Raw genomic sequence first — 15,454 nt, 5'->3', positions numbered from 1 at the left:
TTGCCTATGCGTTTCGACAGACGCGGGGTCGCACTGCTGGCGACGCTGAGCTTGCTGGCCTGCGCGCCCGCCGACGACCGGCCGGCGCACGCCGACAACCCGCCCGGCGTCGCCGACTACCGGCCGGGGGCGGCCGGCATCGGCGACCCCGACTTCCCCAAGGATGGCAACGGGGGCTACGACGTCTCCCATTACGACCTCGCCGTCGACTACACGCCGAAGACCAAGCAACTGGCGGGGCAGACCACCATCGAGGCCGCCGCCACCCAGGATCTGTCGAGCTTCAACCTCGACCTGGCCGGCTACACCGTGCGCCAGGTCACCGTGAACAACGCGGAGGCGACGTTCAAGCGCGCCGGCGACGAGCTCACCGTGACCCCCGCCAAGCCGCTCGGCGACCGCTCCCGCTTCACCGTCAAGGTCGACTACGCGGGGCAGCCCGAGGCGGCCCAGGACAACGAGAACCTGGGCACGTACGGGTTCATCCCGACCCCGGACGGCGCGTTCGTGGCCTCCGAGCCCAACGGCTCCAAGACCTGGTTCCCCAACAACGACCACCCGGCCGACAAGGCCACGTTCGACTTCGCGATCACCGTGCCCGCCGGGCTGACCGCCCTGGCCAACGGGGAGCTCCAGGGGCAGCCGACGACCGCCGAGGGCAAGACCACCTACCGGTGGCGCGAGCTCCACCCGATGGCGACCTATCTGGCGACCGCCACGCTGGGCAAGTTCGACCTGCGCCAGGGTCAGACCCCCGGCGGCATCCCAGAGGTCGCCGCCGTCGATCCCAAGTTCAAGAACGGGCTCGACAAGCTCTACAAGGTCTCCGGCGAGGTCACCGACTACTGGTCGACGGTCTTCGGCCCCTACCCGTTCTCCTCGACCGGCGGCATCGTCGACGACTATGCCGCCGGCTACGCGCTGGAAAACCAGACCAAGCCGCTCTACGGGGGCTTCGAGCCCGACGAGGTCATCATGGCCCACGAGCTGGCCCACCAGTGGTTCGGCGACAGCCTGACCATCAAGCGCTGGAAGGACCTCTGGCTCAACGAGGGCTTCGCCACGTACGCGGAGTGGCTGTGGCAGGAGCACAAGGGCACCAAGACCGCCGACGCCATCTTCAACGAGTTCCACGCCCGCCCGGCCAGTGACCCGATCTGGGCCTATCCTCCGGGGCGGGCCAAGCCCACCGACCTGTTCAACGCGTCGGTCTACACGCGCGGCGGCATGACGCTGCACGCCCTGCGCAAGGAGATCGGCGACGAGACCTTCTTCAGGCTGCTCAAGACGTGGACGGCCGAGCATCGCTACGGTCACGTCACGACGGAGGAGTTCATCGACCTCGCCGAGCAGTTGTCGGGCAAAAACCTCCGCACGCTCTTCGACGCCTGGCTCTTCCAGCCGCACCGCCCCGCCTGACCTGCGGGGAAACGCTTCTCGTCGCTCGGCCCAAGTACGGATGTAAGGCGAACGACGAAGGGAGCGAGGCCAGTGCGCCTCAACGAAGACCCTGCGGCCTTTGAGGCCTTCTATCGCCGCCACGTCGATGCCGTCATGCGTTTCGTGGTCCGGCGGGTGAGCGACCCTCACCTCGCCGCCGACCTGACGGCGGACATCTTCCTGGCGGTCCTTGACTCGGCGCACACCTACGTGCCCGGCCGGGGCAGCGAGGTCGGCTGGCTGTACGGCGTCGCGCGCAACGTCGTGTCGGCCCGGCATCGGCAGGCCGCCCGGGAGGCGCGGGCGACCGGCCGCCTCGCCGGCCGCCGGCTGATGGACGACGACGATCTCGTGCGGATGGAGGAGCGGATCGACGCCGAGCGCCGGATGCGCGGCGCCCTGGAGGCCATGCGCGGCCTGCCGGAGGGCGAGCGCGAGGTGCTGGAGCTCGTCGCGATCGACCAGCTCACCGTCGCCGAGGTCGCCGCGGCCCTGGGCATCAGGCAGGTGACCGTACGAGTCAGATTGCACCGGGCAAGACGGGCCCTTGAACACGTCGCTTCGCCGGTAACTGTGTACGTGGAGGGACAGGCATGAGCAATTTCGAAGATCGCCTTCTCAGTGCACTCAAGGAAGAGATCACGACGAGAACGGCGGAGCATGACGTGACGACGACTGTGACACCGGATCGGCGCGGCGGTTCCCGGCGGCGCTACGTGGGGCTGTCCGCCGCGGTGGCGGGGGTCGCGGCGGCCGCCACCGCGGTGGTGGTGCTGACCGGGCTCACCGGCAGCCCGGCGTACGCGGTGACCAAGGGGGCCGACGGGGCGGTCAGCGTGCAGATCAACGAGTTCGACGACCCCAAGGGCCTGGAGGCGGAGCTGGGCAGGGCGGGGGTCAAGGCGGTCGTCGACTACCTGCCCGAAGGGCAGACCTGCAAGGAGCCGCGTGGGGAGCGCGGGGCGGGCTCCGGGAAGTTCGGGGGGAGCATCGGCAACTCGGGCCAGGGGATCGTGTTCAAGATCGAGGAAGGGGAGGTGCCCGCGGGTTCGACGCTGGTGCTGGCGGTCTCGAAGAGCAGGGACGGCGCCGACAAGCCGCCGTTCGGGATGTCGCTCACCCTGGTGAAGGGCGCGGTCGCGCCCTGTGAGCCGACCGCGATGCCCGGGCCCGGCGGCCAGGACGGCAAAGCCGGATCCGGCTTCACGGACGACGGCGGGGCCGGCTTCCACACCGAGACCGAGGGCGAGGGCCAGGGCCCCAGCCACGACTCGACGCCCGGGTAACCAGGCCGGACCAGGCCCGGCGGCCCTGAACCAGACCGGCGCCCTGGACCGGCAGGCCAGGCGGCCTGGACCAGGACAAGGCCCGGCGGCCCTCCCGAGCAGACGGGGCCGCCGGGCCTTCAGCCGGTCCTGCGGCCCTTCAGCCGGTCCTACGGGCGACGATTCACGGGCCGGGGCTGGAGAACACCAGGACGGACGCCGTGAACCCGTGCACATGGTTGTGGCCGCCCACCGGCCCGACCTCGCCGGCGGCGAAGAACCCGGCCATGCCGATGGGCCCCAGCGTGTCGCGCAGGGCGACCGGATCGTGGTCGGCCGTGCCGAACATCGCCGAGCCCCGTCCGTTGCACGAGAACAGCAGCGCCCCGTCGACCTTGCCGAGCTGCTCCCGGTGGGCGTCCAGCAGGTCGTACAGGTCCTCGTCGGCGGTGGCCGCGTCGCGCACCTGGAAGCGCACGGTCCTGCCGATCTCCACGATGTCGCCGATGGCCACGGCCTCGCGTTCGGGGTCGATGCCGATGACCCCCCTGATGAGGAAGTCGCCGCGTTCGTGGCGCTCGGCGTACTCGTCCATTGCCACGCCGATCTGCAGGCCGGAGGCGACCAGCTCGCGGTCGTCCTCGTCCAGCTCGCTGACGATGTCCTCCAGTCGGGCCAGCGCGGGCTGTCCGGCCAGCTCCAGCAGCAGGTTGTCCTCCGACGCGGTGACGACCATGCTGGGGCCGATCGGGCGGCAGCCCTGGCTGACGACCGTGCTGATCCTGACCGGGCCGCTGATCAGCACGCCGATCGCGCCCTCGATGTAGACCTCGCCGTCGGCGAACAGCCGTACCGAGCCCCGTCCCTGCAATCCGTTGGCCAGCCCGCCGATCAACGGCAGGTCGCCGAGCACATCGACGGAGCGCTCGACGAAGGCGTCGGTCGGAAACGTGTACGGATCGGCCAGCAGGATCGCCACATGGTCATCGGCGCCCCGCTCGGGCAGCCCGACCACCACGAACCTGTCCTCGGCCGCCAGGGTCTCCAGCGCGAAGGTCGTCAACCTGGCACCGTCCAAGGTCGCCGCCCACGCGCTCACCGCGGGTATCAGCTCGACCCCCTGTCCGTCGCCGATCACCCCCGTGGCACTGCATCCGACCACGTGCGCGTCGGGTGCGAGCCTCATAGCGGCCTGACCGGCCCGCGCGACGTCCTCTGGATCATCGCCGCAGATGAAGAAACAGACCAGGTCGGCCCGGCCACTGAGCCTCGACAGGGCCTGGCCGACAGCGGTCTCCGCGGCCCCCACCAGGTCGGAACCCACGGCGAGGCCGTCGGCGAAGCGGCTAGTCATAACGGCCACGAGTCTCGCCTCCCTCGACATGTCAAAGTTCCCTAGGCCCGATTCTCCCCACTAAAAGGACAAGCACGCGCACGAAACGTCACGCAATGGTCGAGATCCGAAATCTGCGCCAGACGCGAAACTCTCTGCCGCAATGCCCGCAGGGGACGTAGTCTCGATCCCGTGCATCAGCCACGTATTCTCCGCGAGTTGCGAGAGAGCGGCCACGTTCATCGCACCGTCAAAGCCGAAGTCCGGGAAAACCTGCTGGCCAAGCTGCGGGCAGGCGAGCCACGATTCCCCGGCATCGTGGGCTTCGACGACTCCGTCCTGCCGCACCTGGAGCGGGCCCTGCTCGCCGGGCACGACCTGGTCCTCCTCGGTGAGCGCGGCCAGGGCAAGACCCGGCTCATCCGCACCGTCACGGGTCTGCTGGACGAATGGACCCCAGTCGTCGAAGGTTGCGAGATCAACGACCACCCGTACGCGCCGGCCTGCACGCGCTGCCAGGCCCTCGCGCGGGAGCTGGGGGACGATCTGCCGGTCGCGTGGAAGCACCGCGACGAGCGTTACGGCGAGAAGCTCGCCACGCCCGACACCTCCGTGGGCGACCTGATCGGCGACGTCGACCCGATCAAGATCGCCGAAGGGCGCACCCTCGGCGACCCCGAGACCGTCCACTACGGCCTCGTCCCCCGCACCAACCGCGGCGTCTTCTCCGTCAACGAGCTGCCCGACCTGGCCGAACGCATCCAGGTGTCGCTGCTCAACGTGCTGGAGGAGCGCGACATCCAGGTGCGCGGCTACAACCTGCGGCTCCCGCTCGACATCCTGCTCATCGCCAGCGCCAACCCCGAGGACTACACCAACCGGGGCCGGATCATCACCCCGCTGAAGGACCGCTTCGGCGCCGAGATCCGCACTCACTACCCGCTGACCGTCGAGGACGAGCTGACGCTCATCCGCCAGGAGTCCGTGCCGGACATCGGGGCCGACATCCCCGAACACCTGATCGAGGTCATCGCCCGGTTCACCCGGCTCGTACGCGAGTCCACGGCCGTGGACGCCCGCTCCGGCGTGTCGGCGCGCTTCTCGATCGCCGCCGCCGAGACCGCCTCGGCCTCGGCCGTGCGCAGGGCGGCGCTGACGGGCGAGGAGCAGGCCGTCGCACGCGTGATCGACCTGGCCTCGGTGGTCCACAGCCTGCGCGGCAAGGTGGAGTTCGAGGTGAGCGAGGAGGGCAGGGAGACCGAGATCCTCGCCCACCTGCTGCGCCGGGCCACGGCGGAGACGTTCAGGACCCGGCTGGGCGGCATGGACCTGTCCGCGATCACCGACAAGTTCTCCGAGGGCAACCAGGTGGAGTCGGGCGAGCTGGTCCCCGCCGGCGAGCTGCTCCACCGGATCGGCCCGGTCACGGGCCTGGCGAAGGTCATGTCCAGGCTGGGCATGGGCGCGGGCGAGGAGTCGCCGGGGCACGCGGCGGCCGCCCTGGAGTTCGCGCTGGAGGGTCTTTACCTCATGCGGCGCCTGTCCAAGGAAGACCTTGACGGGGTGACCGTCTACCGCACATGAACATATCGGCGGTCTCCCGCGTCATAGTGGATAACTGATCACGCCGACTGGGGGACCGCCCATGCGCCTGCTTGCCTGTGCCACTGCTCTTGCCATGGGATTCATCGCCGTGCCCGCCTCTGCTGAGGCCACTGCCGCCAAGGTCGTGCACGGGTACGCCTGGGCCGACGGGAAGGGGCACCTGCGGATCGTCCCCAAGTCGGCCACGTTCGTGCGCAAGGGCAAGTTCCTGAGCTACCGGCTCAAGCCGGCGGCGGGGGCCAAGGAGGTGCGGCTCGACTACACCGACGCGTCCTTCGGCCGGGTCACGGTGGCGTGCGATCTGAAGGAGACCGAGGGCCAGGTGGCCGTCGACGCCAGGGGGCTGGGCCGGACGGCCTGCGAGCCGGAGGACCTGGCCGACGCGCTGGCCCGCGGCCCCGTGCCGCTCCGCGTCGAGTACCAGGGCACGGCCGCCGTGAAGATCAACGAGTTCCTGGTCACCGAATGGCCCGGCTCACGTACCGCCCGCGGCACCCTCAAGCGCGTCAACGACACCACGGCCCTGTTCACCACCGGCGGAAAGACCGTCAAGCTCGGCTACACGCACGCCACGAGCTTCTACCGCACCACCGCGCGCTGCCGGGACGGGTGGCTGGCGGGCAAGCCGGTCAACGCCGACAAGCAGGGGCTGGGCAAGAAGTCGTGCACCGCCGCGGACCTCACCAAGGCGCTCAAGGCGGCCAGGCACCCCGTGCTCGTGAAGATCGACTACACGCCCGAGGCCGGGGGCGTCAACGAGGTGTGGGAGCTCTTCGGGGACGCGTAATCGGGCGGATCGGGTTAGCGTGGGTGCGTGATGGCCTTTCGCTATGGTGAGTACCACGACGGCCCCGACCCCCTCGCCCCGCCCTACGACGTGCGGGCGGCCCTCGACGAGATGGGCGACGCGATCCTGTCCGGTTCGACCCCGGTCCACGCCCTGCGCGACCTGCTCAAGCGCGGGCTGCCCGGCGCGCAGGACCGCCGCGGGCTGGACGACATGCTCAGGGAGGTGCGCCGGCGCCGGCGCGACCTGCGTGAGCGCGGGCGGCTCGACGGCACGCTGGAGAAGGCGCGGGCGCTGCTCGACAAGGCCATCGGGCAGGAGCGGGCCGAGCTGTTCCCCGACCCGTCCGACGACGCGCGGCTGCGGGAGTCCGAGCTCGACGCGCTGCCCGAGGACACGGCCAGCGCGATCCAGGAGCTGAACACGTACGAGTGGCGCTCGTCGGCGGCGCGGCAGACGTTCGAGGAGCTGCGCGACCTGCTGCGGCGCGAGGTCCTGGACAGCCAGTTCAGGGGCCTGCGGGACGCCCTGGCTAACCCCGACCCCGAGGCGATGGAACGCGTCCGCCAGATGATGGCGGACCTGAACGACATGCTGGACAAGGACTCCCGAGGCCAGCACACCCAGGCCGATTTTGACGCCTTTATGGGGAAATATGGCGATTTGTTCCCCGAAAAGCCGCGCAACCTGGAGGAGCTCGTCGACATCCTGGCCCGCCGCGCCGCCGCCACGCAGCGCATGCTGGCCTCGATGACCCCCCGCCAGCGCGAGGAGCTCGCCGGCCTGATCAACCAGACCCTCGACCAGGCCGGGCTCTCCGACGAGATGCGCCGCCTCGGCGAGGCCCTCTACGCCCGCCGGCCCGACCTGGCCTGGAACGCCCCGGAACGCCTCACCGGCGAGGAGCCCCTGGGCATGGGCGACGCCGTCACGGCCCTGGAGGAGCTGGCCGACCTGACCCAGCTGGAGACCGCCCTGCGGCAGGACTACCCGGGCGCCAGGCTGGACGACATCGACGAGTCCGCCGTACGCCGCGCGCTCGGCCGCTCGGCCGTCGACGACCTGGAGGCGCTCAAGCGCATCGAGCGCGAGCTGGAGGAGCAGGGCTACCTCCTGCGCCGCCGCGGCAAGCTGGAGCTCACCCCCAAGGCGGTCCGCCGCCTGGGCGAGACGGCGCTGCGCCGCGTGTTCTCCTCCCTCGACTCCGGCCGCCGCGGCGACCACGACCAGCACGACGCCGGCTCGGCCGGGGAGCTGACGGGGTCGTCCCGGCCCTGGCGCTTCGGCGACGAGCAGCCCATCGACGTGGTCCGCACCCTGGTGAACGGCGTACGCAGCGGCGGCGTCGCCGTTCGCGACGCGGGGCCGGCCCGTTCCGGCGGGCGCGTCAGGCTCCGCCTCTCGGTGGACGACTTCGAGGTGGCCGAGACCGAGCGCCGCACCGCCGCGGCCGTCTGCCTTCTGGTGGACCTGTCGTACTCGATGGCCCTGCGCGGCACCTGGGCCGCCGCCAAGCAGACGGCGCTGGCGCTCCAGGCCCTGGTGGCCTCCAAGTTCCCGCAGGACGCCGTCCAGATCATCGGCTTCTCCAACTACGCCAGGGTGCTGCAGCCCGACGAGCTGGCGGGCCTCGACTGGGACATGGTCCAGGGCACCAACCTGCACCACGCCCTCCTGATCGCCGGCCGCCACCTCGACCGCCACCCCGACTTCGAGCCGGTGGTGCTGGTGGTCACGGACGGCGAGCCCACGGCCCACCTCATGCGCAACGGCAGGTCGGCGTTCGAGTGGCCGCCGTCGCACGAGACGCTGGAGCTCACGCTGGCCGAGGTCGACAAGATGACCCGGCGGCGGGCGACGATCAACGTCTTCATGCTGGCGGCGGACGAGCGGCTGAAGGAGTTCGTGGACGAGGTGGCCCGCAGGAACGGCGGCCGCGTCTTCTCACCGAGCGCCGAGCGCCTGGGCGAGTACGTGGTCAGCGACTTCCTCCGCCTCCGCCGCGCCCGCTGAGCCGGACGGCTTTTGTCGGTGGCGTCTGCCAGACTCGCCCGGCATGAGCGAGCGACCACTCGAACACAGCGATGAGGTGCGGTTGCGAGACGTCGTGGAGGCCGATCTGGAGGTCTTCCTGGCGCAGGAGCACGACCCGGAGGCGTCCCGGCGGTCCAGGTTCCCCCCTCGGCCCCGGGAGCGCTTCCTCCACCACTGGACCACCCGGATCCTGGCCGACCCCACCGTCTTCGTGCAGGCGGTCATCGTCAACGATGAGCTGGCCGGGAACATCGTGGCCTGGTGGGAGGAGGAGCGGCGCTTCATCGGCTACTGGTTCGGCCGCGAGTTCTGGGGTCGCGGCATCGGCACCCGGGCCCTGACGCTCTTCCTCCAGCAGGAGAAGGCCCGCCCCCTCCACGCCGACCCGTACGAAGGCAACACCGGCTCGGTCCGGCTCCTGGAGAAGGTCGGATTCCAGCGCTCCGGCACGGTCCGGCACGGCGAGGACCAGCACATCATGCTGATCCTCACTCAGCCGCCGTCGGAGCACCCGGCTTGAGCTCGCCCGGATGACGCTCCCGCGTCAGCGAGCCGCGAGGCGGACCTTCGGCACCGGCTGAGCGCGGCGGGCCGCCTCGGCCTGAAGCCGGCGCCTCAGCTGCCTGCCGTGGCCGAGAAAGGAACGGGTCCGCAGGCGGCGGTCCTCGGGCAGGCTCCAGTCGGGCAGCGCGCGGTCGATCACGACGGTGAGCCGGTCGTCGCCGTGGGCGGTGGCGGTGCCGAGCAGCACGACGTTCTCCTGCCACCGCATGCCGGGATCGTGCCGGTGGAAGGTCAGGCAGACCGGCCCGGGCCCGGCGGCCACACCGGCGGGCAGGTCCAGCTCGTACCCGGTCGTGGTGGAGGAGAAGGCACGCGTGGGCACGGTCACGGGCCGGCCGTCCACCACCGTCGACACGATCGGCCGGCCCAGGTCGCGGGCCCTGAGGGCGTACGGGCGCCAGTCGGCGGGCGGCGCGGAGCGATCGGGCAGGCGGGGACCCGACGGGGCCGGGTCGGAGGCGGGGGCCGTGGTGCCGGGCGGGCAGGTCCAGGTCAGCGCGTCGCGGGTCAGGTCGCCGCCGGGCCACCAGGTGATCCGCTCGGGGGTCACCTCGATGTAGATCCGCGCGAAGTACCAGGTCAAGCGCTTGACCAGGAACCACGGCAGCCCCGCGAAGGCGTCCGGGATCTTGGCCTGGGAGTCGCGGACGTACCGGTCCGTGTTGGCCTGCAGGTCGGCGTCGCGGACGGTGGCGCGGCCCTGCACCAGCACCACCGGATCGCCGTCGAACAGCAGGGCGACGCGCGGATCGCGGCGCGCCCGCTCGGCCTTGCCGGGATAGGTCAGGCCGGTGCTGACGTCGATGGTGCCGCCGAGCCCGGTGTACGGGGTGACGGGCCAGGTGATGGGCCGCTCGTCGCGGGTGAGCGAGGTGTAGGCGCACACCACGGAGCTCCGGAACGTCGTGGTGGGGAGCGTGAGTGTCATGACCGCGCACGCTAATGACGGTGTCTTGGGCCGTACTTGGAGCCGATCTTCCAGAACCCTCCAAGACCCGGAGGCCACGATGGCCGCACCCTGACAAACCAGAAGGAGTACCACCATGCGCACCGCCGCCCACCCGAACGTCCCGCAGATCACGCTGCCCGGCCAGGCCGCCGCCGCGCCGGGGCCGCTCGACATGACCAACATGTACCTGGCGCACTACGGCTTCCGCCGCGACCTCGGCCACCTGCTCACCGCGATCGGCCGGGTCCGCCTCGGCGACCGCCGGCGCATCACCGCCCTGCGCGAGCACCACGCGTGGGTGCTGTTCGTGCTGCACCACCACCACACCGCCGAGGACGAGACGGTCTGGCCGCGGCTGCGGGAGCGGGCGCCGCAGGCGATCGGCACCATCGACGCGCTGGAGGCCGAGCACGAGGGCTGCGACCACTGGATCCGCGAGAGCACCGACGCCTTCCGGGCGTTCGACGCCGGCCCGTCCGAGCAGCGGCGCGAGCGGCTCATGGCCGCCCTGCGCGCGCTGGCCGACACCCTCGGCGCGCACCTGGCGCACGAGGAGACCGACGGGATCCCGCTGATGATGGCCCACATCACGCCGGAGGAGGACGCGGAGGGGCACAAGGCGATCATGAAGCAGTACGCTCTCCGCGAGCTGATCACGCTGCTCGGCTGGATCACCTCCGAGCTGCCGCCCGACGTCGAGGCCCACCTGCGCAGGACCTCGCCCAGGCCGCTGCTGCTGCTCAGCACCCTGGCCGGCGGTCGCTACCGGCGGCGCATGGCCTACCTGTGGGGGTGAGCCAGCTCCCGCTCCACGCCCTCGGCGTGCTCGGCGTGCCGCCGCGCCGCCCCGGCGTCCCCCAGGGCCTCGGCCAGCTGCGCCAGCGACCGGCTGACCGGCCACATCAGCATGCTCAGTCCGGCGATCCCCATGCGGTCCGCGTACGGGGACGCCTCCTCGTACAGGTCGGCACAGGCCTGCCGGTCGCCCAGCCCCGCCCAGATCTCGCAGCGGACGACCAGCCAGAACAGGTAGACGAACGTGCGCGGGATCGGCGGTTGCCGCTCCCACGGCCCGAGCACCTGCCGCGCCTCCTCCAGGCGGCCGCTGACCATCAGGTAGTGGGCGTACCCGTCCAGGTTGAACTGGTCGAGCTGGTCGTGTGAGACGTTCTGCGGCGGCTGCGCCGCATCCGCCGCCCCGCGGCGCAGGCGCATGAGCGCCACCTGGTACGTGGCGCCGGCCGTGGTGGTCTCCTCACCCCACATCGAGGTGGCGCGCTGCTCGGCGGCGGTGGCCGCGAGCAGCGACTCGGCCGCCTCCAGGTCGCCGCGGTGGACGAGGACGCCGAGCCGCAGCCAGGCCAGGATGATGCGCAGGTACGGCATGTGCGTACGGCCGATCAGCCGCTCCGCCTCGGCCAGCACGTCCAGGGCCTCCCGCACCCGGCACAGCTCCAGCAGCGTGCCGCCCTGGCAGGTGAGCCCGATCGTGCGCAGCTCGTCGTCGCCCGCCTCCAGCCCGGCGCTGGCCATCTCCTCCCCCGCCTCCAGCCGCCCGCGCACCGAGTCCGGGTCGAGCAGCGCGTAGTAGCGGGCGAACAGCACCCGGCCGAGCAGCGTCGCGTCGTTCTCCTGGCGGGCCAGCCGCGCCGCCTCGGCGCTCCACCGGTCCCGCCGCTCGGGGCCGCACCCCGGCTGGTAATACGCCTGGAGCGCCAGGCAGGCCAGCACCCGGGCCCTGGCCGACGGCTCCAGCCCTTCGTCGGCCGCCAGCTCCATCAGGTCCGCCAGCAGATCGGCGTCGTAGTCGCCGTAGACCTTCCAGGGTTGCAGGATGCGGCCGCCGTACCCGGTCGCGGCCTCGATCCAGCGCCGCCGGTCGCCCTCCTGCTTGGCCAGCCGGCGGATCCGCGTCAGCTCGGCCTCCTGCCCCACCGAGTCCCCCGCCCCGAACCTGGCCTCGGCCAGCGCGAACAGCAGGTCCATCCGCTCGGCCGGGCCAAGCTCAAGGTCGTCCTCGGCCACCCGGCCGGCCCGTTCCAGCAGCTCGACGGCCACGTCGTACGCGCGCAGCCGCTTGGCCTCCTCGGCCGCCCGCCACGCCGCCCGCCAGGCACGCGCGGTGTGGCCCGCGGGAATCGCCTGGAACCAGTGGTGGGCGGCGGCGGCCAGCCGGTCGGAGGCCGAGCCGCCGGTCCGTGACTCGATCGCGGCGGCCACGGCGGCGTGCAACCGGGCCCGCCGCAGCACCGGCACCACCTCGGTGAGCGCCTCCTGCACCAGCGCGTGCACGAACCGGAACCGGCCGGGCCGCCCCTCCGCGACCAGGGCACCGGCCATGGCCGGCTCCAGCCGGTCCAGCGCCGCGTCGAGGTCGAGCCCGGCGGCCTCGGCCACGATCGTCAGGTCGAACTCCCGCCCGGCCACCGCCGCCACCCGCAACAGCTCGGCGGAGGGCTCCGGCAGCCGGTTCACCCGGCCGAGCACGACGTCCCGCACGCCCAGCGGCAGCGTGCCACCGCCCGGCGATCCGGCTTCCGGGTAACGCATCAGCTCCGTGACGAAGAACGGATTGCCGTCGGTGCGGTCCCTGAGCGCCCGCACGTCCGTGCCCGCCGGGGTCAGCTCGGCCAGGTCGGATGCCGAAAGGCCGGACAGCGGCAGCCGCACCGCCTGCCGTCGCGACAGCGCCTCGAACGCCTCGGCCAGCGCGTCCTCCCGCGGCGGCCAGTCGCGTGCCGTGCCCACCACGGCCAGCCTGCCGTCCAGCACATAGTCGGCCAGGTAGTTCAGCAGCCGCAGCGAGGACCGGTCGGCCCAGTGCAGGTCGTCCAGCACCACCAGCACCGGCAGCCGGCCCGCGGTCAGCGCCCGTGCCGCCGCCTCGTAGGTGCGGAACCTCGCGCCCTCGGGGTCGGCGCCGGTCGCGGAGCCGACTCCGGGCAGGTTCGCGCGCACGTCGGCGGGCAGTCGCGGCAGCGTGTCGGCCAGCCGCTCCAGCACCGTGACCCACGGCCAGAACGCCGGCGCGCCCTCCGTGGCCGCGCACCGCCCCACCGCGACCGTGAAACCCCTGGCCCGGGCCCGGCTCACCAGCTCCTCGGCCAGCCGCGTCTTGCCGATCCCCGGCTCCCCGGTGATCAGCGAGAACCCCGTCCGGCCCGCCTCCGCCGCGTCCAGCAGCCCGTCCAGCGCGGCCAACTCCTCCTGCCGGCCCGTGATCCCCCGCTCGGCCACCTGCGGCTCGGGCGGCTGCGGCGGCCGTTGGGGGAACAGCGCGGGGGATTGCTGGAGAATGTCGCGTTCCAGCGCGCGCAACTCCTCGCCCGGGTCGATGCCGAGCTCCTCGGCCAGGATCCGGCGGGCCGTGCGCAGCGTCTCCAGGGCCTCGCCCTGGCGGCCGCTCCGGTAGAGCGCCAGCGCCCGCAGCGCCCACAGCCGTTCGCGCAGCGGGTGCTCGTAGGTCAGGGCCTCCAGCTCGCCCAGCAACTCGCCGTGGCGGTCCTGTTGGATGACCGCGCCCACCCGCAGCTCGCGGGCCCGTTCCCTGGCCTCGGTGAGCCGCACCCTGACGGCGGTCACATACGCCTGATCGTCCAGCTCCTGGTACGGCTCGCCGCGCCACAGCGCCAGCGCCTCGCCCGCCAGCCGCTCAGCCTCGGCGGGCTCGGCCGCCTGCTCGGCCTGCCCGACCAGGCGCAGAAACCGCGTCGAGTCCACCAGCTCCGGATCGATCGCCAGCGTGTAGCCCACCGGCCCGAACGTCAGCAACCTGCTCTGCGCCCTGGCCCGGCGTCCGGGCTCCAGCAGGCGGCGCAGGTTGGACACGTACGAGTGCAGCGACGCCATCGCCTCGGCCGGCGGCTCCTCGCCCCACAACCGGTCGATCAACGCGGCCGGGGCCACCGGCCGGCCCTCCGCCAGCACCAGCGCGCTCACCAGCGCCCGCTGCTTCAGCGAGCCGATCTGACACGGCCGCCCGTCGTCACCGACGACCTCCAGCGGGCCCAGCACCCGGATGTCCACAGCCCTACCACTCTCACGAAGTCGCCTGATCCTACGACAGACAAGGGTGTGGGTCCCCATGGCACGGGGATGAGCTCAGCCTTGCCCGAAGTCGATCTCCGCCGTGACCGCGATCGCAGCGGCGGAGATGACGTGGGCCACGGCTCGCTGTCATCGGTCGAGCAGTCGCTGGATGTCCTCCAGGAGTTTCGCGTCGGCGGCAGTCCAAGGCTGAGGTTTCAGCGGCGATTCGCCGGCCGACCACCGGGAGCCCGGGGTCGGGAGACCACCAGTCCGCGCCCGATCCACGTGCGGCGCGGAGGGCCATGCGGTTGGGTCAGGCGTTGACGTAGAAGTTGAGTGCCACGTCGAAGCCGTCGTGGCAGTTGCGGTGGGAGCGGTAGCAGGGCCGCCAGGCCGAGCTGGCGCCGACTCCCGCCCTCGCGTCGTTGAGGGCCGAAGGGACGCGTTCCGGCTTGGGGAGGAGGCCGTGGCCCAGGTAGCGGACGCCGGTCAGCTCGGTATGGGCCCCGCGCGCGCCTGAGACGAACGTGCCCAGCCGCCAGCCGCTCTCCTCGTCCCAGACCAGGGCCGCCCCGTCCGCGAGCTTCAGCGTCGCGTCACGCGGATCGCAGGGGCCTTCCCACCAGTCAGCCACCTCAGGTCCGAGTACGCCGATGACCTGCCGCAGATAGCTGGCCGGCTGCTGCAGCCACTCGTCGGAGTACGGCTTGACGTGCCTGATGGCCACGGACGGCACCCCCTTGTGCCCTAACAGTTAGAAAAAATGACAGTGACCAACCATACCCGGGGCGAACTTATTCCGTTGCGCAGCCGTCTAGTCATTACGGACGATATTGGAGTCCGGCACGGGGAAGGAGGGGTGCCCCATGATAGCCACGGTCCTGCTCATCGTTCTGATGGTCGTCGCCATCGCGACCACGGAAATGATCATGCGGTGCTCCGCGAAGAGCAAAGAGAGTGTCGAGTCCCCCAGCGAGATCACCGGGGACTAGTCTCTCCGGCATGTCGTCCCTGCTTCTCTGGCTGCACATCGCCTTCGCGATCTTCACCATCGGCCCGGTCACCGCCGCAACGATGGCCGCGCCGCGCGTCATCCGCAACAAGAACGTGCCCGCGCTGCAGATCATCCAGCGCATGACGAGGATCTACAGCCTCGCCACCTTGGGCGTGTTCGTGTTCGGGCTGGCGCTCGGCGCGGTGATCGGCGGCGGGCTGCTCGGCAAGTGGTACATGACGGCCTCGATGACGCTGTTCATCGTGGCCGCCGTGCTGCTCGTCATCATCGACCGCGACCTGCGCACCGCCCTCAAGGTGCTCTCCAGCGAGAGCGCCGAGGACGACGCGAAGGCGCAGATCGGGAGGATCGCCGCGATCAGCGGGCTCGTGTCCGTGATCTGGCTGGTGATCCTCTTCCTGATGGTGGTCCCTGGCTGAGAACAGCCAGGGTC

Annotated in this window: 14 protein-coding genes; 10 read left to right on the top strand and 4 right to left on the bottom strand. The window is 71.5% G+C overall.

Features of this window, described 5'->3' with window-relative positions:
- Positions 1-6: 6 nt before the first annotated feature.
- The 3 genes from ABZS69_RS10635 to ABZS69_RS10625 all read left to right on the top strand — a co-directional run bounded on the left by ABZS69_RS10635 (position 7) and on the right by ABZS69_RS10625 (position 2,726).
- On the top strand, positions 7-1,419 hold the full coding sequence (locus ABZS69_RS10635; RefSeq protein ID WP_355369455.1) for a M1 family metallopeptidase: 1,413 nt from the start codon (positions 7-9) through the stop codon (positions 1,417-1,419).
- A 72-nt stretch (positions 1,420-1,491) separates the two neighbouring features.
- Complete coding sequence (locus ABZS69_RS10630) at positions 1,492-2,037, top strand: RNA polymerase sigma factor (RefSeq protein ID WP_355369453.1); 546 nt, start codon at positions 1,492-1,494, stop codon at positions 2,035-2,037.
- Between the two features lie 68 nt (positions 2,038-2,105).
- Positions 2,106-2,726 (top strand): hypothetical protein, encoded by a 621-nt coding sequence (locus tag ABZS69_RS10625; protein ID WP_355369451.1) that lies wholly within the window; start codon positions 2,106-2,108, stop codon positions 2,724-2,726.
- A 163-nt stretch (positions 2,727-2,889) separates the two neighbouring features.
- Here the strand turns inward: ABZS69_RS10625 and ABZS69_RS10620 are convergent, their stop codons facing one another.
- On the bottom strand, positions 2,890-4,059 hold the full coding sequence (locus ABZS69_RS10620) for an FIST N-terminal domain-containing protein (protein WP_355369855.1): 1,170 nt from the start codon (positions 4,057-4,059) through the stop codon (positions 2,890-2,892).
- A gap of 171 nt (positions 4,060-4,230) precedes the next feature.
- Here ABZS69_RS10620 and ABZS69_RS10615 point away from each other — a divergent pair, with 171 nt between their 5' ends.
- From ABZS69_RS10615 to ABZS69_RS10600, 4 genes are all read left to right on the top strand, one after another.
- Positions 4,231-5,622: a sigma 54-interacting transcriptional regulator gene (locus ABZS69_RS10615; protein WP_355369449.1), complete on the top strand. Its 1,392-nt coding sequence runs from the start codon at positions 4,231-4,233 to the stop codon at positions 5,620-5,622.
- A gap of 94 nt (positions 5,623-5,716) precedes the next feature.
- Entirely contained in the window at positions 5,717-6,430 is a 714-nt protein-coding gene (locus ABZS69_RS10610) for a hypothetical protein (protein WP_355369447.1), read from the top strand.
- 30 nt (positions 6,431-6,460) lie between these two features.
- Complete coding sequence (locus tag ABZS69_RS10605) at positions 6,461-8,443, top strand: hypothetical protein (RefSeq protein ID WP_355369853.1); 1,983 nt, start codon at positions 6,461-6,463, stop codon at positions 8,441-8,443.
- A gap of 43 nt (positions 8,444-8,486) precedes the next feature.
- Positions 8,487-8,984, top strand: a complete 498-nt coding sequence (locus tag ABZS69_RS10600) for a GNAT family protein (protein WP_355369445.1) — start codon at positions 8,487-8,489, stop codon at positions 8,982-8,984.
- A gap of 24 nt (positions 8,985-9,008) precedes the next feature.
- Here ABZS69_RS10600 and ABZS69_RS10595 read toward each other — a convergent pair whose 3' ends face one another.
- Positions 9,009-9,956, bottom strand: a complete 948-nt coding sequence (locus ABZS69_RS10595; protein ID WP_355369443.1) for a hypothetical protein — start codon at positions 9,954-9,956, stop codon at positions 9,009-9,011.
- 115 nt (positions 9,957-10,071) lie between these two features.
- Here ABZS69_RS10595 and ABZS69_RS10590 point away from each other — a divergent pair, with 115 nt between their 5' ends.
- Complete coding sequence (locus tag ABZS69_RS10590) at positions 10,072-10,773, top strand: hemerythrin domain-containing protein (protein ID WP_355369441.1); 702 nt, start codon at positions 10,072-10,074, stop codon at positions 10,771-10,773.
- Here ABZS69_RS10590 and ABZS69_RS10585 read toward each other — a convergent pair.
- Together ABZS69_RS10585 and ABZS69_RS10580 are read right to left on the bottom strand one after the other, a co-directional pair.
- A complete protein-coding gene (locus tag ABZS69_RS10585; RefSeq protein WP_355369439.1) occupies positions 10,758-14,003 on the bottom strand; it encodes a BTAD domain-containing putative transcriptional regulator in 3,246 nt (1,081 codons plus the stop codon). The two genes, ABZS69_RS10590 and ABZS69_RS10585, sit on opposite strands and share 16 nt — an antisense overlap.
- Positions 14,004-14,319: 316 nt before the next feature.
- Complete coding sequence (locus ABZS69_RS10580) at positions 14,320-14,733, bottom strand: DUF6292 family protein (RefSeq protein ID WP_355369437.1); 414 nt, start codon at positions 14,731-14,733, stop codon at positions 14,320-14,322.
- 139 nt (positions 14,734-14,872) lie between these two features.
- Between ABZS69_RS10580 and ABZS69_RS10575 the strand changes: the two genes are divergently transcribed.
- Entirely contained in the window at positions 14,873-14,998 is a 126-nt protein-coding gene (locus tag ABZS69_RS10575; protein WP_355369435.1) for a hypothetical protein, read from the top strand.
- Positions 14,999-15,008: 10 nt separating this feature from the next.
- Positions 15,009-15,440 (top strand): hypothetical protein, encoded by a 432-nt coding sequence (locus tag ABZS69_RS10570; protein WP_355369433.1) that lies wholly within the window; start codon positions 15,009-15,011, stop codon positions 15,438-15,440.
- The last annotated feature ends 14 nt before the right edge of the window (positions 15,441-15,454 follow it).

Origin of the sequence: Nonomuraea sp. NPDC005650, from assembly GCF_040605375.1 — a bacterium.
GTDB lineage: Bacteria > Actinomycetota > Actinomycetes > Streptosporangiales > Streptosporangiaceae > Nonomuraea.
Note: the sequence above shows the minus strand (reverse complement) of the source record. Positions and strands in the feature narration are given on the sequence as shown.